Raw genomic sequence first — 22,629 nt, forward strand, 5'->3', positions numbered from 1 at the left:
TGCGGGCGAACGCACCCGTGGCACCCCGGCGGGCCGGCCTGGTGATCGGCGTCGCGGTCGCGCTGCTGTGGCTGATCGAGCTGGCCGATCAGATCACCCGCGGCTCCCTGGACGCGCTCGGCATCCACGCCTGGCAGCTGAGTTCGCTGCCCTCGGTCTTCGTCGCCCCCTGGCTCCATGTGGACTGGGCGCACCTGAGCGCGAACACGGTGCCGTTTGCCGTCCTCGGCTTCCTGGTGATCCTGGGCGGCGCGGTGCGCGCACTGCTCTCGACACTGTGGTCGGTGGTCACCAGTGGCGTCTTCGCCTGGCTGTTGAGCCCGCCCAACACGGTCACCATCGGCGCCAGCGGACTGATCTTCGGCTGGTTGACCTACCTGCTCACCCGCGGCATCTTCGGCCGGGACGGCAAGCAGATCCTGCTGGCGGTGGTGATCTTCCTGGTGTACGGCGGCATCCTCTGGGGCGTCTTCCCGACCCAGGTCGGTGTTTCCTGGCAGGCCCACCTGGGCGGGGCGATCGGCGGCGTGCTGGCCGCCTGGTTCGGCCATCGGCGGCGGACGGCGTCCCGCATTCACGGCTGACTCACAGCTTCGGGGCTCTATGGCTGCGCCCGATCAGGCGTTATTGTTGACGTGTCAACCTTTTGCCGCCGCCGCCCCCGTGACCCAAGGAGCTGACCATGTACGACGTCTTTGGACTCCCCCTGCACCCCCTGGTTGTCCACGCCGTCGTGGTGTTGCTGCCACTCGGTGCCCTCGGCATGATCGCCTGCGTGCTGATCGCCCCGTTGCGGCGGCGCTACGCCGGACTGGCGCTTCTCATCCTGCTCGCCGGCTCGGCCTCCACCCTGGTGGCGGCCGCCTCGGGCCAAGTGCTCGCCGAAAAGGTCGGGACGCCGGCCGCCCATATGGCATGGGGCGAGTTGCTGCCGCGGGTTGCCATTCCCACGCTCGTGCTCTCGGCTGTCTGGTACTTCCTGCAGCGCGGCAAGGAGCGCCAGTCGGTGCTGATCAAAGTGCTCGGAGCCCTGACCGCGGTGGCGTCCGCGGCGTCCGTGGTGCTCACCGTGCTGGTCGGTCACAGCGGAGCGACCGCGGTGTGGGGCGGCAGCACGGCCGCGTCCCCGAGTCCGTCCGCGGCGGCGCCCTCGGGTTCAGCGACGCCGACGGCGCGCTCAACCGGGACGGCGTCCCCGTCGGCAAGCACCACCAAGAGCTACACCCTCGACCAGGTCAAGCAGCACAAGACCGCGACCGATTGCTGGGCGGCGGTCAATGGCGGTGTCTACAACCTCACCGACTGGGTCAGCCAGCACCCCGGTGGCGCCGACCGGATCACCGCGCTGTGCGGCACCGACGCCAGCGCCGCCTTCAACCGCCAGCACGGCGGGCAGGACCGTCCCGAGAGCGCCCTGACCCGGTTCTACATCGGCGACCTCGCCGCCTGATCGAGCCGCGCGATCCGCCAGGGCCCTGCCTAACTACCTGTGCCCTCCCGCAGGTGGGAGGGCACAGGTAGTTAGGCAGGGCCTTGTCGGGCGGGGTTGCGCTACTTCTTGGACGTCTCCCCGGTGGACAGCGCGGCGACGAACGCCTCTTGGGGGACCTCGACGCGGCCGACCATCTTCATCCGCTTCTTGCCCTCCTTCTGCTTCTCGAGCAGCTTGCGCTTGCGGGTGATGTCGCCGCCATAGCACTTGGCCAGGACGTCCTTGCGGATCGCCCGGACGGTCTCGCGGGCGATCACCCGGGAGCCGATCGCCGCCTGGATCGGCACCTCGAACTGCTGCCGCGGGATCAGCTCCTTGAGTTTCTTCGACATCGCGACGCCGTAGGAATAGGCGGCGTCGCTGTGCACGATCGCGCTGAAGGCGTCCACCGGCTCGCCGTGCAGCAGGATGTCGACCTTGACCAGCTTGGCGACCTGCTCGCCGGCCTCGTCGTAGTCCAGCGAGGCGTAGCCCTTCGTCCGCGACTTCAGCGCGTCGAAGAAGTCGAAGACGATCTCGGCCAGCGGCAACTGGTAGCGGATCTCGACCCGGTCCTCGCTGAGGTAGTCCATCCCGGTCTGGACGCCGCGGCGGGCCTGGCACAGCTCCAGGATCGTGCCGATGTAGTCGGTCGGGGTCAGGATGGTCGCCTTCACCACCGGCTCCCAGACCTCGGCCACCTTGCCCTCGGGGTACTCGGACGGGTTGGTCACCACGTGCCCGGAGCCGTCCTCCATCACCACCCGGTAGACCACGTTCGGCGCGGTCGAGATCAGGTCGAGGTTGAACTCGCGCTCCAGCCGCTCGCGGACGATCTCCATGTGCAGCAGGCCGAGGAAGCCGACCCGGAAGCCGAAGCCCAGCGCCCCGGACGTCTCGGGCTCGTAAGTGAGCGCCGCGTCGTTGAGCTGCAGCTTGTCGAGTGCCTCGCGCAGCTCGGGGAAGTCGGCTCCGTCGATCGGGTACAGGCCGGCATAGACCATCGGGTTGGGCTGCCGGTAGCCGCCCAGGTTCTGCGTCGCCGGCCGAGACGTCAGGGTGACGGTGTCGCCGACCCGCGACTGCCGGACGTCCTTCACACCGGTGATCAGGTAGCCCACCTCGCCGACGCCGAGGCCCTTGGCCGGCACCGGCTCCGGGCTGATCACGCCCAGCTCGAGCACCTCATGGGTGGCCTTGGTGGACATCATCAGGATCCGGTCCCGGTGCGCCAGCGCGCCGTCGACCACCCGGACGTAGGTGACCACGCCACGGTACGTGTCGTACACCGAGTCGAAGATCAACGCCCGCGCCGGGGCTGCCGGGTCGCCGACCGGGGCGGGAATCTGTTCCACGATGGCGTCCAGCAGCTCACCGACGCCCTCGCCGGTCTTCGCCGACACGCGGAAGACGTCGTCGGGGTCGCAGCCGACCAGGTGGGCGATCTCGGCCGCGAACTTCTCGGGCTGGGCACTGGGCAGGTCGATCTTGTTCAGCACCGGGATGATGTGCAGGTCGGCGTCCAATGCCAGATACAGGTTGGCCAGGGTCTGCGCCTCGATGCCCTGGGCGGCGTCGATCAGCAGGATCGCCCCCTCGCAGGCGGCCAGCGACCGGGACACCTCGTAGGTGAAGTCGACGTGACCAGGGGTGTCGATCATGTTCAGGACGTGATCGGCGCCGTCCACCCGCCACGGCATCCGGACCGCCTGCGACTTGATGGTGATGCCGCGTTCGCGCTCGATGTCCATCCGGTCCAGGTACTGGGCGCGCATCGAGCGGGCGTCGACGACGCCGGTGGACTGCAACATCCGGTCGGCCAGGGTCGATTTGCCGTGGTCGATGTGCGCGATGATGCAGAAATTCCGGATGCTCTCCGGGGGCGTGGCGCCGGGGCGGGGTCCGCTCATTCACCTGTCCTGTGCTCTGGTCCGAAGGGTTACTCTACCGAGCGCGGCGCGAACGTCCGGACGCGCACGGACACCTGTGCCCGGCCCGGTCCCAGCCGGCTCGCTTTGCCGTCTGCGAGCCCACTTTGATAATGTGAGTGGTCGCGTCCGCTGCGGGCGCATCCCGTGAGCAAACCAGTACCGAAGAGGCATGCCCTGTGGCGAACATCAAGTCCCAGATGAAGCGCATCAAGACGAACGAGAAGGCTCGTCAGCGCAACAAGGCCGTGAAGTCGACGCTGCGCACCCACGTGCGCAAGTTCCGTGAGGCTGCGGACGCCGGCGACGCCGAGAAGGCGCAAACCCTCGCCCAGGCCGCCTGCCGCGCCCTCGATAAGGCCGCCTCGAAGGGCGTCATCCACCGCAACCAGGCCGCCAACCGCAAGTCGGCCATCGCCGCCCAGGCTGCCGCTCTCTGAGCTGACCCCGCCAGCGCCGCCCGGCTCGTCCGGGCGGCGTTTCCGCGCGCCGTGATACTGGGACACGAGGTCCGCTCGCACCAGTCGGCCCACACGCTTCCTGAGCGTGGCTGAGCAAATTGCCTCGAATCTGAGAATGTGATTAGATTCCTCAGACAGTTCGCCTCTGGCGGACAACGCCACCACCGAACCGGCTCGCAGACGAGTCACGGACGACGGAGACGACATGGGGATCAGCAGAAGAAGACTGGCCATCTGGGCGGCCTCAGCCACCTCGACGCTGGCCCTCGCCGTCGGCTCCTTCGGTGTGGCACTGCCGGCCAGCGCCAAGCCCGCGCCCAGCGCTGCATCCGCCGCTCCGGCGGCCGCGACGACCTCGGTCAAGCCGAAGGCGAAGGTGCACAACTACAAGCGCCTCAGCAAGAAGGCGAAGCGAGTCGCCAACAAGGTGCGGGACAAGTGGCGCTCGGTCAAGTCCATCGGCGGCTGGCGCGCGGGAAGCAAGTACTCCGGCGATCATCCGGCCGGCCGCGCGATCGACGTGATGATCCCGAAGTGGAAGAAGAACTCCGCGCTCGGCTGGTCGATTGCCAAGTACTTCGCGAACCGGAAGAACGCCAAGAAGTACGGCATCCACTACGTGATCTTCCGGCAGAAGATCTGGACCACCCAGAGCCCGCACTGGCGCAAGATGGCGAACCGCGGCGGTGCCACCGCGAACCACTTCGACCACGTGCACATCTCAGTGAAGCGCTGAGATCTCCAGACTGGGGGACGCGCCAATCTTCCCCCACACGCGAAACCCGTCCGTGCGGTCGTCCCCCCGCCGCCGGACGGGTTTCGCCTTGTCCAGGCCCGATTCGGCGGCAGATCGCCGACACTCAGGGACACCCGGCGGGCGATCGGCGACTGTCCCTACGGCGTTCGATCACGCCCAAGACAAGCATGTCCAGCGCAAAGCCGGGGTCGCCGGAGGCACCCTTCACCTGAGCGTCCGCGGTGGCTGCGAACTGGATCGCGGCCGCTACCGCCGGCGCGTTCCAGCCCCGCGCCTGCCTGGCCAGATCCTTCAGCTTCCATGGCGGGACGCCGACCCGGCGCGCCAGGTCGGCGTCCCGCAGCCGTTCCTCCCGGGCGCCGAGATACTTGCCGAGGTTGCGCAGCGCCGCGGCGATCGCACTGGTCAGCAGGACCGGCGCGACCCCGGTCTCCAGCGCCCACCGCAGGCTGCCGAGAGCCGCCTCCCGGTCACCGTCAAGGCAGTGATCGGCGACCGCGAAGCCGCTGACCTCGGCGCGTCCGGCGAAGTAGCGGCCGACATCGGCGCGGGTGATCACCTGCTCTTCGGTGTCAGCCAATAGCTGGGCGACGGCCCCGGCAACGCTGCGCAAGTCGCTGCCGACGGCATTCACCAGAGCTTCCGCGGTCGGGCGGTCTATCCGCCCGCCCTGCCTGCGCACCTCGGCGGAGACGAACTGGGGCAGCTCCCATGCCTTGACCATCGGCGCATCGACCTGCTCGACCTTCGCCTTCCGCAGGCGGTCGAGCAGCGCCTTCCCCTTCACGCCACCTTCGTGGACCAGGATCAGGGCCAGGTCGGGCTCGGGCGCAGTCGCCAGTGCGACCACATCGTCGGCGAGATTCGCCGGAAGTTCGGCCAGTTGCTCGACGACAACGACACTGGCGGCCGAGAACAACGAACCCGCGGTGATCTCGGCGAGGGTGCCACGGTCGAGCCCGGAAGCCGGCACTCGGCTGATCGTGGCGTCCGGGCGCTGGCGGACCGCTTCGTCGACCAACTGCCGTACCGCGCGCTCGGCGAGCAGCCCTTCGGGGCCCTGAATCAGGGTCACGGTCGCGAACGAAGCGGTCATGGCCCTCAGCATGCCAGCTGGCACCGACACCCGTCCCGACCGGTCCGGCTCACCGTTGGGTGGTGAGCACCAGGGCACCGGGCGAGCCGCTCACCGCGATCGATCCGTGCTGGTCGGTCCGCGCCAGCTGCATGCCGAGACCCTGAACGGCGCGCTGGGTCCGGACCGCCGGATGCCCGTAGTCGTTGTCCAGTCCGACGCTGAACACCGCGACAGCGGCCCGGCTGGCGGCCAGAAACTCCGGCAGCTGACGACCCGAACCGTGATGCGGCACCAGCAGCACATCGGCGGACAGGTCGGCCCCGGTGGCCAGTGCGGCGCGCTGCCCGTCCTCTTGGACGTCTCCTGGCAGCAACACCCGTAGTCCGCCCACCCGCGCGCGCATCACCAGCGAACCATCGTTCTCCGCCGAGGACTCGCCCTCGTCGACGCCGGCGCCGGCGGTGACCGTGGTCGGCCTGGTGGCCAGCACCTCGATGCTCAACTCACCCACCCGCAGACCACTGCCCGGGCCGACCGTGGTCAACCCGATCCCCGACGCCGCCTGCTCGACCAACGCCCGGCCACCGGCCGGGCTGGTCGCCGCCGACACCGCCACCGTCGTCGTGTGGCGTCCGTCCAGAGCCGTCGTGATCCCGGTGATGTGATCGGCATGAAAATGAGTCAGCACCACCAACGGCACCGACTCGACACCAAGGCCGTCCAGACACGCCCGCAGCCGCGACGGATCCGGCCCGGCATCCACCAGTGCGGCCGCCCGCGGCCCGACCCGGAGCAACGTCGCGTCGCCCTGCCCGACATCGCAGAACACCACCGACCAGTCCGGTGGCGGCCAGCCCGGCGGACTCGGCGGACGCAGCAACGCCACGATCAGCAGCAGCCCCGCGACCGCGGCCGGCCAGCCCCGATGAAGCAGCCGCGGCATCACCAGCACCAACCCGACGCAGCCGGCCAGCACCAAGCCCACCCCGAGCACGGTGGCCGGCCACGGGACCGCCGCCGCCGGGAACAACTCACCGAGCCGCGCGATCCAGCACAGACTCTGCGCACACCAGCCCGCACCGGTCGCGAACAGCGTGGCCACCGGGCCCAACGGCACGGCGAACGCCGCCGCCAGGAATCCCAGCACCGTGGCCGGCCCCACCAGCGGACCGGCGGCCAGATTCGCCACCAGCCCCACCAGACTGACCTGACCCGACAGCAGAGTGACCAGCGGCTGGGTGGCCAGCTGCGCCGCCAGCGGAGTAGCCAGACCCTCGGCCAGCCCGCGGGGCAGCCGCCGCGCCAAGGCGTCCGTCCAGGCCCGCGACCAGGCCACGATTCCCGCACTCGCCAGCACCGACAGCGCGAAACCTGCCGACCGCGCCATCACCGGATCAACGAGAACGATCACCACCACCGCCACACACAGCGCCCGCACCGCCCGGCCACCGCTGCCACCCGCCCCCAGCGCCACCAGCCCGACCACCCCCATCGCCGCGGCGCGAACGACGCTCGGCTCCGCATGGCACAGCAGCACGAAACCGACCACCCCCAGCCCGAGCAGGCCACGCAACCACCAGCCGGTCACCCCGCACCACCGCGCCAACGTCCCCAGGAACGCCAACAGCAGCGTCAGATTGGCGCCCGAGACGGCGGTTAAGTGCGTCAGCCCGACGACCTTGAACCGGTCGACCAGGTCGGACGGCATTCCGGATGTGTCGCCGACCACCAGCGCGGGCACCAGCGCCCGCGGTTCCGGATCGAGATGCGCCGCACTCTGCCGCAGCCCGGCCCGGACCCGCTCGATCGCGGCATCCGTCCCCGCCGCAGGTGCCACGACGACCGGTGGTTCCCAGGCCCGCACCCATACGAACACGCTGTCCCCGGGCTCGGCCGGAGCCAACCGCACAGTGACCCGCACCCGGCTCCCCGGTACCACGGTGGCCCACCCGCTGACCGCGTCTCCGCTGGCGCTGATCTGCACCGGCGCACCGCTGCGCAGCCGCTCGCCGCGTGCGTCCAGGCCGTCCAGGCGAGCAGCGCTCGACCACCAGGCGGGCCGGACGCCGGTGCGTTCTCCCCCACGGGGGGTACCGACGACGGTCAACTCAGCGATGCCCACGGCCTGCTGATCGGCCAGGCGGACCAGCGGGTCGTTCGCCCGCCACCATTCCCGCGCCCAGCCGGTGCCAAGACAGCCCAGCAACACCACCGCCACCGCAGCGGCTGCCCACGATCGACGGCGCCGTCCGGCGGCGACCGCGACCGCGATCGCCGCAGTGACTCCGACGACCAGCAGCCAGCCGGATCCGCCTGCGGTGGCCGCCCACATGCCCGCCCAGGCTGCGATCGCCACCGGCACCAGCCGGAGGTCGGGCGGTCTGGTCGCCAGGTCGGTGCCGCCTGCGTCAAACCCGGACGAGTGGCGCGATCTCGGCATAGCTCTTCGGACCGATCCCGTCGACCTCCTGCAACTCGGTGACGGAGCGGAAGCGTTGGTGCGCTGCCCGCCACGCCAGGATCTTCTGGGCGGTCACCGGCCCGACCCCGGGCAACGCGTCCAGTTGCTCGGCCGTGGCGGCGTTGAGGTCGACCTTTGCCGTGCCGCCGGCCCCTCCCACCGGACTCGTGCCGGTTTCCGACACCCGGCTGCCACGGCGTCCGATCACCAGTTGCGAACCGTCGACGACCGGTGCGGCGAGGTTGAGGTCTCCCGGTTTGGCTCGCGAGGTCAGGCCACCCGCGGCGGCCAGCGCATCTCGGACCCGGGCGCCCTCGGCCAGAGTGACCACCCCGGGACGGCGCACCTCGCCGAGCACATGCACCAGCAGCCGTGCGGTCGAGGTAGGGGTCGGGCTTGAGGACGCCGGGACGCCGCTCACCGCGACGCTCGGCTGCGCGGCCACCGCAACCGGGGTGGTGCGCGCCTGGAGCAGGTTGTAGCCGCCCCAGAGCACCCCCGTCAGCACCACCACGCCGACCACGATCAGGTGCTCCCGGATGAACTGGCCCAGTTGGGGTGCGAGCCTGACCAGTTGCCCGGGCAAGCGGGCAGCGACCGACGGATCGGGTTCCGGGCTCTCGTCAGCCACGGCGTCTCGCACGCCGTCACGTCCGCTGTGCGCCGCGCGCCGGCCAGGATCGGTCGTGTGCGCCGCGCTGCGGTTGCCACCCGAAGGTGGCCCCGCACCCGGCGCAGGCTCAGCAGCCGGGTCGGCCAGGCCGGGTCCGGCAACCCCTTCGCTGTCAGCCGCCCGCCGCGGCGGGATCTCCGCCAGCAGTGCCTGCAGCCGTTGTCTCACCACCTCGGAGAGGTCGTCGGCACCTCGACTCCACCCCATCACGCCCTCCTCGCCAGTCTCCGCCCGCGACCCCAGATCGCCTGCGCCTGCCGTCACGCCACCTCGTCCGGAACCTCGTCATCGGCTTCCTCGATCAGTTCACGCAATGACTCGCGCAGCCCGGGCCACTCGCTGGGCGGCACCACGGCGGCGCTGAGGTTCTCCAGCAGGTTCTTCAGGCCGGGCCGGATGCCCAGTGCGTCCATCTCCTCCAGGCACACCGACTGCAGCGCTCCGTCGCCGTTCACCCAGGCCGCGAGGCCGAGGACGGCCAAGGGGTTGTCCTGGGTGCCGTGCGGACATGCCCGCACCACGCGCGACCAGAGCTCGACCCAGCCCTCCGCATCAGACGGTTCCAGCGAGAGCACCGCGCGGTCGCGGGCGAACGGATCGTTGATCAGCAACCCGAGCCAGGCCAGATCGTCGCGCGACATGCCGGTGGGATTCCGAAGCCCCCGGCCCAAGGCCTTCATCAGCTCGTCGGGCCGATCGGCCGGCTGGACGGTCAGCACCCGCTCGAGAACCCGCATCCAGACCTGCTCGGCGAGTGCCGCGGCATCGGGATCGCCGCGCACCAGAGCGGCCAGTGCGTCACGACTGGGCCGCGCCTGGAGCCCGTGCACCGTGGCCGCGGCGGCAGTCTGGCTGGCCGTCGGATCATGCCGGAAGACCGGGCCGTCGGCATCCCCCACCCGGTAGCCGGCGCCCGAGAACGCAGATCGGGTCGCCGAACAAGGACTCCCCCAGATGTCGGCGGGCTCGGCGCAGTAGTCGCCAGCCCGCCGCCTCCTGGGAGGTGTAGGCGACCAACCACATCGCGCCCGCCGGCCACCGGAGCAGCATCCGGTCAATGAGCAATTCGAGATGGCCGGCCCCGCGAAGATCGGCGAGATCGGTGCGCGCGGTCAGTTGAATCTGGCCCCCGTCGACCACGATCAGGATCATCGATTCCTCGGGATGGAAGCCGAGGAGGTGGGGAATCACGCCGAGCAGGTCGGGTAGGTCGCGCACCCGCGCGATGGGCGGTGAGGTATCAGCAGTCATGCCCTCAGTGACGGCCCGCGAATCCGAGAATGGTCAAAATCGCTCGCGCGGACACCGAATCTGTGGAAAACCCGAGGACGGGTAGCCTGAGTGACGATGACCAGCACACCCGGCAGCGGATGGCCCGCCGGGCCGCCGCCCCAAGGCCCAGGTCCGAACCAGCCCTGGGGTGTTCCCCCATGGCCGCCCAACTCGACGCCGCCCAACTCAGTGCCGCCCGCGGCAGGGTATCCGCCACCGGATGCCCACCGGTACCCGGCCCAGCCACCCCACGGGTACCCACCGAGTGGTTATCCAGCGAACGCCGATCCACAGCCCGGGGGCCAGACCCCGCCGGGCTTCGACCCCCGGCGTGCTCTGGGCGAGCAGCCGCCCGCGCATGTCTCGATCGGCGAGTTCGCCCCGCCGTCCAACCGGACGCCGCTGCTGATCACGATCGCGGCCCTGGTCACGCTCGTCCTGGTGATCGCCGGTGGCCTCTACGTTCGCTCACTTCCCGTCGCCCAGCCCAGCGCCAGCGCCAGCCCCACCCCCGCCGCGACGTCCGCCGGTCCGGGACACCCGTTCAACACCCCGGACGACCGGCAGAAGGGCCGCTGGGAGATCCTCTCGTCGAACTGGATCGACGAGGGCCTGATCGTCGAACTGCGGATCTACTCCGACGACGGTTCGATCAGCTTCAGCTTCATGGCGTTCTCCAACGCGTCCGCGCAGGTGGTCAGCCCGGCCAGCAGCCCCCGCGAGCCGGACATCAGGACGGGCACCGCTTCGCCCGCGCGGCCATCGACCGGCTACGTGTTCTTTCCGATGTCCCGGGGCGACGCCACGATCATTCTGGCCAACGGTGCCGGGCGGCAGATGTCCGCCCTCGCCGTCAAGGGCTGAGCCCGGGCCGTCGCACCGCGATCAACGAAGCGAAGGCAGCGTGGTCGAGCGATGCGAGAACACTCGATCGGCAGCAGTCGGCCGAGCGGGACCGCTCAGCCCGCGGCCACCTGGGAAGATGCGGGCAGCGGAGACTTCGGGCGCGCGGCGTCCGGGTGGTGCTTCGACAGCAACACCACCCCCCAAACCGCGAACACCCCAGCTAGGGCCATACCCGCGCCGGCGAGCGGGGTGATCCGGACCCCCTCGCCGAGGACGACCAGCCCGAATGTCACCGCCACGATCGGATCGGTGGTGGTCATCGAGCCGACCGTGATCTCGGCCGGCCCGTTGGCCAGCGCCTGCTGCACCATGAACCCGCCGACGCCGTAGGAGAGCACCAGGAACGGGGCGACCACCCAGAAGATCGGCATGCCGTGGAAGCCGTCCTGCTTGACCACCTCGGAGGTGGCTTTCACCATGCCGGCCGACAGGCCGTAGAAGAACGAGCCGCCGGAGGCCCACATCAGGCAACGCAGCTGCACCGGGCCCTTCCAGCCGAGCAGGCCGAGGCAGGTGCCGATCACGCAGATCACCGAACAGCCGATCGCGATCGCGACCGGGTCGAGCACCGTGTGTTCGGACGCCGCCCGCGCGGAGAGCAGCGTGAACACCACGATTCCGCCGATCGTCGTCGCGACGGCGAGCCACATCGCACGGGTGATCGTGTGCCGGTGGATCCGCGACGCCATCAGCACAGCCCAGGGCACCGCGAGAATGCCGACCGGCTGAACGACGGTGACCGGTGCCATCATCAGCGCGACGATGTGCGCCGACGCACCGATGAAGATGGTGAACAGGCCGAGCAGCCACAGCGGGGTCCGGATCAGCCGCCACAGCTGCCGCAGGTTCATCGCCCGATTGTCGGCACCCTTGTCGACCAGCCTCCCGACGGCCACATGCTGCATGGTCGATCCGCCCGCGTAGGCGACGGAAGAGCCGACCACGATGGCGATGGCGAGCGGGATGTTCTGCTCGAACAGGGAGAAACCTGGTCCGGACAACGGCAGCATCGGCGTCCAATCTGTAGGGCGTCGGGGTCAGCCTACCGGCCGCGCGAAGCAGTCCAACCACCGGACCTGGTTCGGCCCGAGCGCCGGCCGCTCAGCGACCGACCACCTGTCGTCACGGCGCCGTCCGAACCCCTCCTCGGGGTAATGTCGAGCCATGGTCGCCCCCCTCGCCAACCGCCATGCCGGACGCCGGCGCGCCGGACGGAACTGGCCGCGTCCGGTCGCCGCGGCAGCACTCCTGGCGATCCTGCTGACCGGCTGCGCGACCGATCCCGACCCCGGACCGTCACTGGTGGGCACCCGTGGCCAGCTCTGCGACGAGCGGGTGGACGCCGCGAAGGCCGAGTCCGTGGTCGACCAGCCGATCTCCGGCCTGCGCGAGCTGTCCACCTTCCGGGCGGGCCAACGGGTCGGGGAATGCGCACTTCAGGGCGAGGACGGCGGCGGGCTGCTCTCGGTCCAGGTCGTCCACGACCCCAAAGGCTCGGCGCTGAGCAAGGAGCTGCAGCAACTCAGCCAGACCGAGAACTACTCCGGCGACAAGCGCTCCGGCGTCACCGGCGAGGACTCGACGACCACCGCGCTGGTCGCCGTCGACGCCCATTACTACGTGCGGGTGCTCGGCCTCGGCGGCAGCGACCAGGGGCAACGCGAGGCCGCCCTGGAGCTGGCCGAGGACGTCGCTGCGCGCACCACGCCGCTCAAATAGCCCGGGTGCCGGCGACGACTCAGTCCCGCGGTGCCGGTCCCGCGACACCGGTGCACTCATCGAAATCCCTGGTCAGCGCGCTCACGACGGGGTCCGACGAGTTCCACCGGTGTCGGCAGTGCCGCGTCGGCTCAGAAGCCGAGCGCGGCCAGCGACTCCTTGAGGGTGGCCGCCGACCGCTTCAGCATGGTGATCTCCTGGGCGTCCATCGGCACGTCGAGCACCCGCTCGATACCGCGGCTGGAGACCAGGCTGGGCACCGACAAGGCGACGCCGTGCAGCCCGTGGAAGCCGTCCAGCACGCTGGAGAGCGGAAAGACCGACCGCTCGCTGCTGAGCAGCGCCTCGGTGAGCCGGGCACCGGTCAGGCCGATCGCGTAGTTGGTGGCGCCCTTGCCCTCGATCACCGTGTAGGCAGCGTGCATCGCCTCGTCGCCCAGCTGGGCCAGCAGGATCTCGTCGAACATTCGCTTGCCGGTCGAGTCCACCCAATCGCGGATCGGGATGCTGCTGATCTTGGCGCTCGACCAGACCGGGAACTCGCTGTCGCCGTGCTCACCCATGATCGTGGCGTGCACGTGGGCGGGCAGCACCCGCGCCACCTTGGCGATCGCGAACCGCAGCCGTGACGTGTCGAGCATGGTGCCGGAGGAGAACACCCGGCCGGTCGGCAGCCCGCTGATCTTCTGGGCGACCACGGTGAGCACGTCGCACGGATTGGTGACCAGGACGTAGAGGGCGTTGGGCGCCTGCTCGAGCAGCTTCGGCATCAGCGATTTGAGGATGTTGACGTTGGTGGCGGCCAGGTCGAGCCGGGTCTGGCCGGGCTTCTGCTTGGCGCCGGCGGTGATGATCACCACCTGTGAGTCCTTGACGACCTCGATGGAATTGCCGCCGATCACATCGGACGAACGGGTGAACTGGGTCCCGTGACCGAGGTCGCGGACCTCGGCGTCGACCTTCTTCTCGTCCAGGTCGTAGAGCGCGATCTCGTCCGCTGAGCCGCGGATCAACGCTGCGTAGGCGAGGGACGAACCGACCGCGCCCGCGCCGATCACTGAGAGTTTGGTGCGAGTACTCGTGGAGGTAGACATGGGGAATACGTTAGCCAGCGGCGTGCGCCCCCGGGCGGGAACCGCAAACAAGCCCGCTCGTCGGCCACGACACCGGGCGGTCCGCCACCTTGAGACTAGACCGGTTCGTACGCCTCGCGGAAACGTTCCGCGGGAACCAGCCAGCGTTCCCGCACCGCTCCCTCGACCAGCCAGTCGCCGGGCCGCGCGACCGACGGGCCTTCCAGCGTGACCACCTGCTCGCCCAGATGCGCCGGCCGGGCCCGGACCACGCCGGTGCGCTGGTAGCGATCCGCCGCCAGTCGCTCGTGGCCGGCCACGAAGGCTCTGTCGTCGGAGGTCCACTGCCGTCCGGTGCCCGGATCGGTGACCAGCCAGTCGCCCGCCGTGGCCGCCATCTCGGCACCGGACTCGGTGTACCAGCGGCGGGCTTCGGCCAGCCGGACGGCGCGCACCTCACCGCGCCGGCGGAACGGCAGCAGCGCCGTCCGCCGCCGCGAGCGGTAGCCGGCGGTGTCGAGCAGCGCAAGCGAACGCCGCACGCCGGCGCTGGTCCGCACGCGGGCGGCCGGCGGCAGGGCGTCCCAATCGATCAGCCAGTCGTGGACCAGCCGGGCATCGTCGCGGACGGGACCGGGCCGCCAGCCGTTGGCCAGGTACAAGCTCCGCCAGGATTCGTGCTCGAGTCGGCTGAGGAAGTCGATCTCGGCCGCGTCCAGTTCCTCGCCCGAACCCTCGGCGGCCCACGACCGGCCCAGCTGAGCGACGCCGGCGAACAGGCTGTGCACCTGGCGAAGATTGCTGCGCCGGTAGAACGTCGGCAGCTCAGCCCACTGCCGCGACGATGGCCGAGTGCCGGCGCCGTCGCCGAGTTCAGCCAGGTAGGCCGCGTGCAGCAGCCGGGCGATCCGCGTCCAGTGGTCCTGGGGTGGTTCGTCCCCGGTGAGTAGGCCCACGCCGAAGCTGATCAGGCGCCCGACCAACGGCTGACCGGGCAGTTCGGCGCTCGCCGGGTCGACCGCCAGGATCGTCACCTCGGGCAGCTGACCGGCCAGCCGGGTGGGCCGGGTCAGCCCCGGCCCGGATTCGGCGATCACGAGCGCCGTGTCAGGTTCGCCGGCCGCCGCGATCAGCACCGCGTCCTGAGCCGGCTCGGCGATCACCCGCAGTTCGGCGATCCCGCGGTCGTTGCCGAAACGTGCCTGGTGCGCCGAATGCTCCGCCGCGAGCCCGGCAGCTCCCGTCCCGACCACCACCACGCTGAGCGGCTGCGCGGACGCTGCGTCGTGCAGCGCCCGCCGTTCGCGTTCGACCCGGGCTACTTCGGCCAGCACGGCGGCAGCCAGATCGCCTTCGCCGGCCACGACGAGTCGCCGGGCCCCGAACAGCTCGACCCTGGCCACGATCGCCCGAGCCGTCTGCTCGGTGGCTGAGAGTGCGTCGGCCAGCCAGGAACGCTCGGTGCCGGTGATGTCCCGGCGCCAGTTCTCCGCTGCCCAGGGGTCGTCGATCCGTACCTGCACCCGGCCGACCAGTGCCGGGTCGGGCACGGCTGCGTCCAGCACCTCGGCGACCTGGGCAAAAGTGGCGAGCGCCTCCGGCACCCGCTCCTCGATGATGTGCACCGATTCGACGGCGATCCGCCCCTGCCGGGTCAGCAGGCTGCGCAGCAGGTCGGCGTCGAGCGCCTCGGCGGCCAGCACCCGGCCGCCGAGTGCGCGCACGGTCGCACTGAACGCCTCGTCGCCGGTGTGGTCGACGACCAGGAGCGCCGAACCGGCAGCCCGGTGGGCGGCGACCGCACGCACCATCGTCGCCGCCTGCGCAGAGGCGCCGAGGACCACCACCGATCGATTCGACCAGGCCGCCAGCCACCGGTCCAGTTGGCGCCGCAACATGGCCACCACGACGCCTACCACACTGGCCAGCGCCCCCCACAGAGCGCACAGCCGGGCCAGGTGATGCGCCAGCGGAGGTTGCGCCGGGCACCCCGGCGCGGCGCCCCACGGCTCGGCGCCGTTGCCCGACAGCACCCAGATCAGCTGCTCGAAGAACGGCGGGCCGTCCACCCCGCAGTGCAGATAGGAGACCAGCCCGAGAACGACGGCGCCGAGCGCGAACGCCGACACGCTGAGCACCCCGACCACCCGTCCGCGGGCGCTGCGCGAGCGTGCGTACAGTGCCGCCGCGGCGAGGATCGACCCGAGGAACACGCCGGGCACGATCGGCTGGCGAGGATCGGTCAGCCACAGGTACCAGCCGGGACCGGCCAGCCCGAGGGCGCGGACGGCGGCGAGCACGGTCAGGACGCCGGCCAGGGCGGCGAAGGGCGTCCAGGCCCACCGGGGCACCGGACGGCGACCGAGCGTCGGCGCGGCGAACAGCCGGCGCCGGCGCCACCGAGATATCAGCCCGCCCATCGGGCCGAGAGCCTACGGGGTCGGCGAGGCGGAAGGCGAGGGGGCTGCCGGCGTCGACTCCCGCTCGGAGTCCTTCGGCGCCGGCGAGGTGTCGGCCTTCGCCGACCGGGTCGGATCCGGCCGGGACGACTCGGTCTGACGCGCCGTCGTACTCGGTGTGGACGCCGGCGTCCGGGTCGGACTCGGCGTCGGTGTCGGTGTCGGCGTGGGCGTCGGGCTGGTGGTGGGTGTCGGCGTCGCGCTGGGGCTCGTCGTCGTCGGGGCCGGCGTGGCGGACTTCGAGGGTGTCGCGGACGGCTTCGGCTTCGGCGAGGCGGTCACTGACCTGGTCGGCGTCGGGCTGGGCGTCGCCGACGGACCGTGCCCGTCGGGCTTGCCGAGGTCCTTGATCGGACCCGTCGGACGCGGGGACGACTTGCCGGTGAGGTAGGGGGCCGGGTCGACGTAGCCGCCGTTCTCCTTGATCTCGAAGTGCAGATGGCACCCGGTCGACAAACCGGTGGTGCCGGACAACGCGATGCCCTGACCGGTCGCCACCTTGTCGCCCACCCGGACCCCGATCCGGGAGAGGTGCGCGTACTTGCTGATCACCTGCTTGCCCTTGTACCGGCCGTGATCGACGACGATCAGGTTGCCGTAACCGCCGTTGACCCCGGCCTGCACCACGGTGCCCCGGTAGGCGGCGACGACGACGGTGCCGCACGAGGCATGCATATCGACACCGTTGTGCATGCGCCAGTAGTGCAGGATCGGGTGGAAGCGCTGCCCGAAGCCACCGGTGATCGGACCGGGCACCGGCGAGACGAAGTCGGTGCCGTTGGCTGTGACCGAGCCGCCGGGCGGCGGCGGCGGGGCGAACGTGTCGTCATGCTCGAGGGAGTCGCGGACGGCGTCGCGATCCCGTCCGGTGCGGGGCTCCTCGGTGGGCGCCGGCGCCGGCTCGGCGGCCGCGGCGGGCGTCGCCACCGCCGTCGGGACGGTCCGCGGCACGGCCACCGTCGCCGACGAGGTGGTCAGCGCGGGTGCGACCAGCACCGCGATCCCGATGGCAACCGCGTTCACCAGGTAGGTGCGCAGCCCGATGCGCTCGCGCTGAACCCTCCGGGCGCGTCCCCTGACGACCGCGGACGACGCGTCGACTCGACGCGGCGCAGCATCAGAATTATCGCAAACATCATTATGTGGCGGCGTGGCCATCCCCCCACCTTCCTCGCAACCAACCAGCGGAGCGTAACAAATAGGAAGGAAATAGGGCTCCTAAGAATACCTTCTCTTAACTTTTCTCAACCAGAGTTAGACCATTTCCCAGGTGTGGACCGGTGCGTTGGTGTGCATCCGCTCGGCGTAGGCCGCGACCATCCGGCGCAACGCCTCCACCCGCGGGACGCCCCCCGCCTCCAGTGCCCGGACGGCCTCGACCTGCCACTGCGCACCGTTGGTGCCGGTCTTGCAGCGGCCCTCGACCACGCCGAGCAGCCGGTCCCGGACCGCGGCGTCGACTCCCCAGGCGTCCAGGCCCTGATGGGCGAGCGGCAGCAGATGGCGCAGGATCAACTCCGATGCGGGCAGTTCCCCGACACCGGGCCAGAAAAGGTCGGCGTCGATCCCGAGCCGCGATCCCTGCAGGAAGTTCTCCCGCGCCGTCGAGAAGGCCATCCGCGACCACAGCGGCCGGTCCTCCGCCGCAAGAGTCCGCAAGGTGCCGTAGTAGAACGCGGCGTTGGCCAGGGTGTCCACCACGGTCGGGCCGGCCGGCAGCACCCGGTTCTCCAGTCGCAGGTGCGGCGTTCCACCGGCCACGTCGTAGATCGGCCGGTTCCACCGGTAGATGGTGCCGTTGTGCAGCCGCATCTCGGCCAGCTGCGGCGTCCCGCCGCCGTCGAAGACCGCCTGCGGATCCTCCGGATCCAGCTCGGGCAGCAGCGCCGGGAACCAGCGGGCGTTCTCCTCGAACAGGTCGAAGATCGAGGTGATCCAGCGCTCGCCGAACCACACCCGCGGCCGGACGCCCTGATTGGCGTACTCGATCGGCCGGGTGTCGGTGGCCTGCCCGAACAGCACGATCCGGGTCTCCGCCCAGAGCTGCCGCCCCATCAGGAATGGCGAGTTCGCGGCCAGCGCCAACTGCGGGCCGGCGAGTACCTGCGCGGCATTCCAGTGATCGGCAAATTCGTCCGGCCGCACCTGAAGATGCAATTGCATCGAGGTGCACGCCGATTCCGGTGCCACCGAATCGATGTAGCGGGTCAGCGTCTCGCCGCCCGGACCCTCGATGTCGATATGAATGTCCTCGCCGCGGGCGGCCAGCACGGCGTCGTTGATCGCCGCGTACCGGACGTTCTCACTCATCCAGTCGCCCTCGAAGGTCTCCGGCATCACGGTCGGCAGGATGCCGGTCATGATGATGTGCGTCCCGAGCGCCGCCGAACGGCGTTCCGCCTCGTTGATGGACGCGCGCAGCGACGCCTCAAGCCGTACCAGGGCGTCACCGGCCAGCGCGCCCGGCGGCACGTTGAACTCGATGTTGAACCGGCCGAGTTCGGTCTGATAGTCCGGATCGGCGATGGCGGCCAGCACATCGGCGTTGCGCATCCGGGGCAGATAGTCGGTGCCGACCAGGTTGAGCTCGATCTCCATCCCGGTGAGCGGCTCATCGAACTCGAAACTGTCGGCGGCGAGCATCTGCTCGAACACGTCCAGGCAGTGCTGCACCTTCTCGCGGTACCGCTGCCGCTGCTCCCGGGTGTACGTCGTGGCTTCGATGTCGCGTCCCATGGCGGGGAGTATTGCTCACCTGGACGCCGGGTCGCACCACCCACCGGTCGCCGAGCCCACAGAGCGGTCGAACCGCGACCCAGCTCGGCACAGCCATACAGCCCACTGGACCATGTTCAATCAGGCGAACAACGGCTAGGGTGCGGGCATGTCTCCCGTACGTGGCGGTACCGACGTCACTCCCCCTGGCGCCGCCCCGGCTGTCAGTCGCGCGGTCGCCGTGCTGGACGCCATCGCCGCCAGCGAGTCCGGCACGATGACCTTGGCGGACCTGAGCCGCGACCTCGGCGTGCCCAAGTCCTCGACCAGCACGATTTGCACCGCCTTGGAGCTGGGCGGCCTGGTCCGCCGCGACGACCTCGGCTACTCACTGGGTCGCAAGGTGGTCGAGCTCGGCGGCTCCTACCTCGCCCGGCTCGACCAGGTCAGCGAATTCCACCGGGCCTGCCTGGAGTCGCCGCTGTTCCGCTCCGAGACCCTCCGGCTGTCCACCGCTGCCGGCATCGACACCCTCTGCCTGGCGCGCTACGAGGGCCATCCGGCGATCCGGCTGACGACCAATATCGGCGACCGGCTGCCGGCGTCCTCGTGCGCGCAGGGGAAGGCCTTGCTGGCCCGGCTGGACGACTCCGAGATCGAGCGGCTCTACTACGGCATCGACGAACTGCCCCGGATGACCGCCCGTTCCCGGCGGACCGTCGCGCGGCTGCTCAAGGACGTCCGCCTGGCCCGAGCCCGCGGCTATGCGATCGACGACGAGGAGTCGGCGGACAGCGTGGTGGGCGTGGCGGTGGTGGTGCCCACCCGCGGCGTTCGGGCACCCGTCCTGGCTATCAGCGTCACCAAGCACAAGTCCGACTGGAACGAGGACACCCGCCGACTGATGGTGGACGAGCTCACCCGGATCGCGATGCTGCTCGGCAACCCGATGGCGGCCGGCTAGCCGAGCGGTACGCGGGGACGGTTCTTCCGTTCCACTCGCGCAGCACGGTGGTGCGAAAGAACCGTCCCTTCGTGCCAGCTGTACCGCAGCGCTCGCCCAGCGGCACCAAGAGCCCTCCCCGCGTACCGCGCCGCGCACTGGCCGAACGCATGTTGGCCCTCAGCTCGGCGAGCTCGTCGAGGGACAGCGCACGACTTTGTTCGCTCTATTGACCGTTGTTCACTCTATGGAGCATGATGGGATCACGCATAGAGAACAAAGGAGCTCTCAGTGTCTCAACCCTCAGCCGTACGGCCATCAAGCCCAGAGCCAACCGTCGATCCCGTCCAACTACGCCGCGCTACCCTGGCCTCCTCGGTCGGGTCCGCCCTGGAGTACTACGACTTCTACATCTATGGGCTCGCCAGCGCACTGATTTTCGGCGAACTCTTCTTCAAGCCGCTCGGCCCCGCCGGTGGCACGATCGCTGCCTTCGGCACCTACGCGGTCGGTTTCGCCGCACGTCCCATCGGCGGCCTGATCTTCGGCGCGATGGGCGACAAGATCGGCCGGAAGGTGGTGCTGATCATCACCATCGCCTTGATGGGTGGCTCGTCGATGCTGATCGGCATGCTGCCCACGTATGAGGTTGCCGGCATCTGGGGCGCCATCCTGCTGGTCGCATTGCGGGTCGCCCAAGGTCTCGGCGCCGGTGCCGAGCAGGCCGGCGCGACGGTGCTGATCTCCGAGTTCGCACCTCCGAAGCGACGCGGCTTCTTCGCCGCCCTTCCCTTCGTCGGCATCCAGATCGGCACCCTGCTGGGCGCCGGCACGTTCGCGCTACTGGGCATGGCCAATCGCGAGGTTCTCTTCGGCTGGCTCTGGCGAGTGCCCTTCCTGCTCGGCGCTGTACTGATCATCGTCGCCGTCGTGATCCGGATGCGGCTCAAGGAGTCCCCGGCCTTCGAGGCCCTCGAAGAGGCCGAGGCGCACCGCGACGCTCCGGTCAAGCAGTCCGTCGGGCAGGCGATCGCCACGTCGAGGCGCAACATCCTGGTCGGCATCGGTCTGCGGATGGGCGAGAACGGCAACTCCTCGATCTATTCGGCGCTGCTGCTGGCCTACGTCGCCAGCCTTCCCGCCTATAAGGGTCAGGCATTGATCGGCACCTGGGGTGCCGTCGTCGCGGCCGCGATCTCGATCGTCACCGTCGTCTTCTTCGGCGCGCTCTCGGACCGGGTCGGCCGGGTGCCGGTCTATCGCTGGGGCGCCCTGTTCACCGCGGTCTTCGCCTTCCCCGGCTTCTGGCTGCTCACCCTCGGCCAGACCTGGCTGGTGCTCGTGGTGATGGGCGTCGGCATCGGCATCGGTGTGCAGTCGATGCTCGGCCCGCAGTGCGCCCTGCTGCCCGAACTCTTCGGCAACTCCCACCGGTTCACCGGTGTGGCGACCGCACGCGAGTTCTCGGCCGTCATCGCCGGCGGTATCGCCCCCCTGGTCGGTGCGGCACTGCTTGCCACGACCGGCAACGCCTGGTGGGTGATCGCGATCTACTCGGCGGTTCTGGCCCTCATCTCGTTCTTCTCGTCGTTCGTCACCCCGGAGACCAGGGGCCGTAGTCTGACGGACCTCAACGACGCCGGACAGGAGACTGTGCATGCCTGATCAGGACAAGGTGCGGGTGGTCGTCGCCACCCCGCTTGCCCCCGAACTGTGCGATCGGGTCGCCGCCGTCGACCCACGGGTCGAGGTGGTGGTCGACCAGGAGTTGCTGCCACCGATGCGGCATCCGGCCGACTTCGCCGGCGATCCGTCGTTCAGCCGGACGCCGGAGCAGCAGTCCCGCTTCGACGAGCTGGTCGACTCGGCCGAAGTGCTCTACGGCATCCCGGACGTCCAACCGCCCGCGCTGGCCCGCACCGTCGCCGCCAATCCCGACCTGCGCTGGGTGATGACAATGGCCGCCGGCGGCGGTGGCCAGGTCGTCGCCGCGGGGTTGCCGGAGGAGGCGTTGCAGCGGATCGTGTTCACCACCTCGGCCGGCGCGCACGGCATTCCGCTGGCCGAATGGGCGATCTTCGGGCTGATCTGCGGCTGCAAGGAACTCCCGCGGCTGCAGCGTCAGCAGCGGGCGCACGAGTGGCCGACCCGGGTCGTCGGGCGTCCGATCGAGGGCAGCACGGTGCTGATCGCCGGCCTCGGCGGAATCGGCCAACAGGTGGCCAAGCGCTGCAAGGCGCTGGGCATGACCACGCTGGGTGTGAAGCGCCGAGTCAGCGAGGTCGATAACGTCGACGAGGTGCACGCGCTGGATGACCTGGAGAGCATCATCGGCCGCGCCGACCACATCGTGCTCACGCTGCCGGGCACCCCGCAGACCGAGAAGCTGGTCAACGCCGCGCTGCTGGCCAAGGCCAAGCCGGGGGTGACCATCGTCAACGTGGGCCGTGGCACCGTCATCGACGAGGACGCGCTGGTCGACGCGCTGCGCTCGGGACAGGTCGGTTTCGCTGCCCTGGACGTCTTCGCGGTCGAGCCGCTGCCCTCCGACTCGCCGTTGTGGGATCTGGAGAACGTGCTTGTCAGCCCACACTCGGGTGGTCTGGACAGCCGCGAGGACGAGCGGATCTGTGAGATCTTCTGCGACAACCTCCGGCTCTATCTGGCCGGCCGGCCGTTGCACAACGTGGTCGATCCGGCGCTGGGCTATTGA

20 protein-coding genes are annotated in these 22,629 nt (G+C 70.1%); 9 read left to right on the forward strand and 11 right to left on the reverse strand.

Translation table 11 applies throughout. From position 1 onward, the window contains the following. Positions 1-44: 44 nt before the first annotated feature. Positions 45-584 (forward strand): rhomboid family intramembrane serine protease, encoded by a 540-nt coding sequence (locus tag QM711_RS13055; protein ID WP_415100920.1) that lies wholly within the window; start codon positions 45-47, stop codon positions 582-584. Between the two features lie 98 nt (positions 585-682). Next, on the forward strand, positions 683-1,450 hold the full coding sequence (locus QM711_RS13060; protein WP_415100009.1) for a cytochrome b5 domain-containing protein: 768 nt from the start codon (positions 683-685) through the stop codon (positions 1,448-1,450). Positions 1,451-1,551: 101 nt separating this feature from the next. Here the strand turns inward: QM711_RS13060 and lepA are convergent, their stop codons facing one another. Further along, on the reverse strand, positions 1,552-3,381 hold the full coding sequence (gene lepA, locus QM711_RS13065) for a translation elongation factor 4 (protein ID WP_415100011.1): 1,830 nt from the start codon (positions 3,379-3,381) through the stop codon (positions 1,552-1,554). Positions 3,382-3,578: 197 nt separating this feature from the next. Between lepA and rpsT the strand changes: the two genes are divergently transcribed. Further along, on the forward strand, positions 3,579-3,839 hold the full coding sequence (gene rpsT, locus QM711_RS13070) for a 30S ribosomal protein S20 (protein WP_415100013.1): 261 nt from the start codon (positions 3,579-3,581) through the stop codon (positions 3,837-3,839). Positions 3,840-4,065: 226 nt separating this feature from the next. Continuing rightward, on the forward strand, positions 4,066-4,596 hold the full coding sequence (locus tag QM711_RS13075) for a hypothetical protein (protein ID WP_415100015.1): 531 nt from the start codon (positions 4,066-4,068) through the stop codon (positions 4,594-4,596). A 124-nt stretch (positions 4,597-4,720) separates the two neighbouring features. Here QM711_RS13075 and holA read toward each other — a convergent pair whose 3' ends face one another. From holA to QM711_RS13100, 5 genes are read right to left on the reverse strand one after another with little or no spacing between them, the layout of a single operon-like run. Then, the gene (gene holA, locus QM711_RS13080) at positions 4,721-5,713 is read right to left on the reverse strand and encodes a DNA polymerase III subunit delta (RefSeq protein WP_415100017.1); all 993 of its coding nucleotides are present in this window, start codon (positions 5,711-5,713) and stop codon (positions 4,721-4,723) included. A gap of 49 nt (positions 5,714-5,762) precedes the next feature. Then, the gene (locus QM711_RS13085; RefSeq protein ID WP_415100019.1) at positions 5,763-8,051 is read right to left on the reverse strand and encodes a ComEC/Rec2 family competence protein; all 2,289 of its coding nucleotides are present in this window, start codon (positions 8,049-8,051) and stop codon (positions 5,763-5,765) included. A gap of 52 nt (positions 8,052-8,103) precedes the next feature. Beyond that, positions 8,104-9,093: a helix-hairpin-helix domain-containing protein gene (locus QM711_RS13090; protein WP_415100021.1), complete on the reverse strand. Its 990-nt coding sequence runs from the start codon at positions 9,091-9,093 to the stop codon at positions 8,104-8,106. Then, positions 9,090-9,728 carry a DUF4192 family protein gene (locus QM711_RS13095; protein WP_415100023.1) on the reverse strand — a complete coding sequence of 213 codons (639 nt, stop codon included), beginning with the start codon at positions 9,726-9,728 and terminating at the stop codon, positions 9,090-9,092. Before QM711_RS13095 ends, QM711_RS13090 begins: the two co-directional genes overlap by 4 nt. Beyond that, positions 9,694-10,080: a DUF4192 family protein gene (locus tag QM711_RS13100; RefSeq protein WP_415100025.1), complete on the reverse strand. Its 387-nt coding sequence runs from the start codon at positions 10,078-10,080 to the stop codon at positions 9,694-9,696. The genes QM711_RS13095 and QM711_RS13100 overlap by 35 nt, the downstream gene beginning before the upstream one ends. A 96-nt stretch (positions 10,081-10,176) precedes the next feature. Between QM711_RS13100 and QM711_RS13105 the strand changes: the two genes are divergently transcribed. Continuing rightward, a complete protein-coding gene (locus tag QM711_RS13105; RefSeq protein ID WP_415100027.1) occupies positions 10,177-10,965 on the forward strand; it encodes a hypothetical protein in 789 nt (262 codons plus the stop codon). Positions 10,966-11,060: 95 nt separating this feature from the next. Here the strand turns inward: QM711_RS13105 and QM711_RS13110 are convergent, their stop codons facing one another. Continuing rightward, positions 11,061-12,017, reverse strand: a complete 957-nt coding sequence (locus QM711_RS13110) for a DMT family transporter (protein WP_415100029.1) — start codon at positions 12,015-12,017, stop codon at positions 11,061-11,063. 154 nt (positions 12,018-12,171) lie between these two features. Here QM711_RS13110 and QM711_RS13115 point away from each other — a divergent pair, with 154 nt between their 5' ends. After that, positions 12,172-12,726 carry a hypothetical protein gene (locus QM711_RS13115; RefSeq protein WP_415100031.1) on the forward strand — a complete coding sequence of 185 codons (555 nt, stop codon included), beginning with the start codon at positions 12,172-12,174 and terminating at the stop codon, positions 12,724-12,726. A gap of 131 nt (positions 12,727-12,857) precedes the next feature. Here the strand turns inward: QM711_RS13115 and QM711_RS13120 are convergent, their stop codons facing one another. From QM711_RS13120 to QM711_RS13135, 4 genes are all read right to left on the reverse strand, one after another. Further along, positions 12,858-13,820 carry an L-lactate dehydrogenase gene (locus QM711_RS13120; protein ID WP_415100033.1) on the reverse strand — a complete coding sequence of 321 codons (963 nt, stop codon included), beginning with the start codon at positions 13,818-13,820 and terminating at the stop codon, positions 12,858-12,860. A gap of 95 nt (positions 13,821-13,915) precedes the next feature. Continuing rightward, positions 13,916-16,219, reverse strand: coding sequence for a hypothetical protein (locus QM711_RS13125; protein WP_415100035.1), 2,304 nt, complete (start codon positions 16,217-16,219; stop codon positions 13,916-13,918). A 12-nt stretch (positions 16,220-16,231) separates the two neighbouring features. Then, entirely contained in the window at positions 16,232-17,416 is a 1,185-nt protein-coding gene (locus QM711_RS13130) for a M23 family metallopeptidase (protein WP_415100037.1), read from the reverse strand. A gap of 96 nt (positions 17,417-17,512) precedes the next feature. Beyond that, entirely contained in the window at positions 17,513-18,994 is a 1,482-nt protein-coding gene (locus QM711_RS13135; RefSeq protein ID WP_415100039.1) for a glutamate-cysteine ligase family protein, read from the reverse strand. Between the two features lie 148 nt (positions 18,995-19,142). On the opposite strand from QM711_RS13135, the gene QM711_RS13140 reads away from it, so the two are divergent. The 3 genes from QM711_RS13140 to QM711_RS13150 all read left to right on the forward strand — a co-directional run bounded on the left by QM711_RS13140 (position 19,143) and on the right by QM711_RS13150 (position 22,629). After that, complete coding sequence (locus QM711_RS13140) at positions 19,143-19,937, forward strand: IclR family transcriptional regulator (RefSeq protein ID WP_415100041.1); 795 nt, start codon at positions 19,143-19,145, stop codon at positions 19,935-19,937. 270 nt (positions 19,938-20,207) lie between these two features. After that, positions 20,208-21,581, forward strand: a complete 1,374-nt coding sequence (locus QM711_RS13145) for an MFS transporter (RefSeq protein WP_415100043.1) — start codon at positions 20,208-20,210, stop codon at positions 21,579-21,581. Beyond that, the gene (locus tag QM711_RS13150; protein ID WP_415100045.1) at positions 21,574-22,629 is read left to right on the forward strand and encodes a D-2-hydroxyacid dehydrogenase; all 1,056 of its coding nucleotides are present in this window, start codon (positions 21,574-21,576) and stop codon (positions 22,627-22,629) included. Before QM711_RS13145 ends, QM711_RS13150 begins: the two co-directional genes overlap by 8 nt.

Origin of the sequence: Micropruina sp. (assembly GCF_047602385.1) — a bacterium.
GTDB lineage: Bacteria > Actinomycetota > Actinomycetes > Propionibacteriales > Propionibacteriaceae > Micropruina.

Coding starts and splice junctions, on each gene's coding strand:
- QM711_RS13060 (WP_415100009.1), top strand. CDS start 683: ATGTACGACGTCTTTGGACTCCCCCTGCACCCCCTGGTTGTCCACGCC.
- lepA (WP_415100011.1), bottom strand. CDS start 3,381: ATGAGCGGACCCCGCCCCGGCGCCACGCCCCCGGAGAGCATCCGGAAT.
- QM711_RS13075 (WP_415100015.1), top strand. CDS start 4,066: ATGGGGATCAGCAGAAGAAGACTGGCCATCTGGGCGGCCTCAGCCACC.
- holA (WP_415100017.1), bottom strand. CDS start 5,713: ATGACCGCTTCGTTCGCGACCGTGACCCTGATTCAGGGCCCCGAAGGG.
- QM711_RS13100 (WP_415100025.1), bottom strand. CDS start 10,080: ATGACTGCTGATACCTCACCGCCCATCGCGCGGGTGCGCGACCTACCC.
- QM711_RS13105 (WP_415100027.1), top strand. CDS start 10,177: ATGACCAGCACACCCGGCAGCGGATGGCCCGCCGGGCCGCCGCCCCAA.
- QM711_RS13110 (WP_415100029.1), bottom strand. CDS start 12,017: ATGCTGCCGTTGTCCGGACCAGGTTTCTCCCTGTTCGAGCAGAACATC.
- QM711_RS13115 (WP_415100031.1), top strand. CDS start 12,172: ATGGTCGCCCCCCTCGCCAACCGCCATGCCGGACGCCGGCGCGCCGGA.
- QM711_RS13120 (WP_415100033.1), bottom strand. CDS start 13,820: ATGTCTACCTCCACGAGTACTCGCACCAAACTCTCAGTGATCGGCGCG.
- QM711_RS13125 (WP_415100035.1), bottom strand. CDS start 16,219: ATGGGCGGGCTGATATCTCGGTGGCGCCGGCGCCGGCTGTTCGCCGCG.
- QM711_RS13130 (WP_415100037.1), bottom strand. CDS start 17,416: ATGGCCACGCCGCCACATAATGATGTTTGCGATAATTCTGATGCTGCG.
- QM711_RS13135 (WP_415100039.1), bottom strand. CDS start 18,994: ATGGGACGCGACATCGAAGCCACGACGTACACCCGGGAGCAGCGGCAG.
- QM711_RS13140 (WP_415100041.1), top strand. CDS start 19,143: ATGTCTCCCGTACGTGGCGGTACCGACGTCACTCCCCCTGGCGCCGCC.
- QM711_RS13150 (WP_415100045.1), top strand. CDS start 21,574: ATGCCTGATCAGGACAAGGTGCGGGTGGTCGTCGCCACCCCGCTTGCC.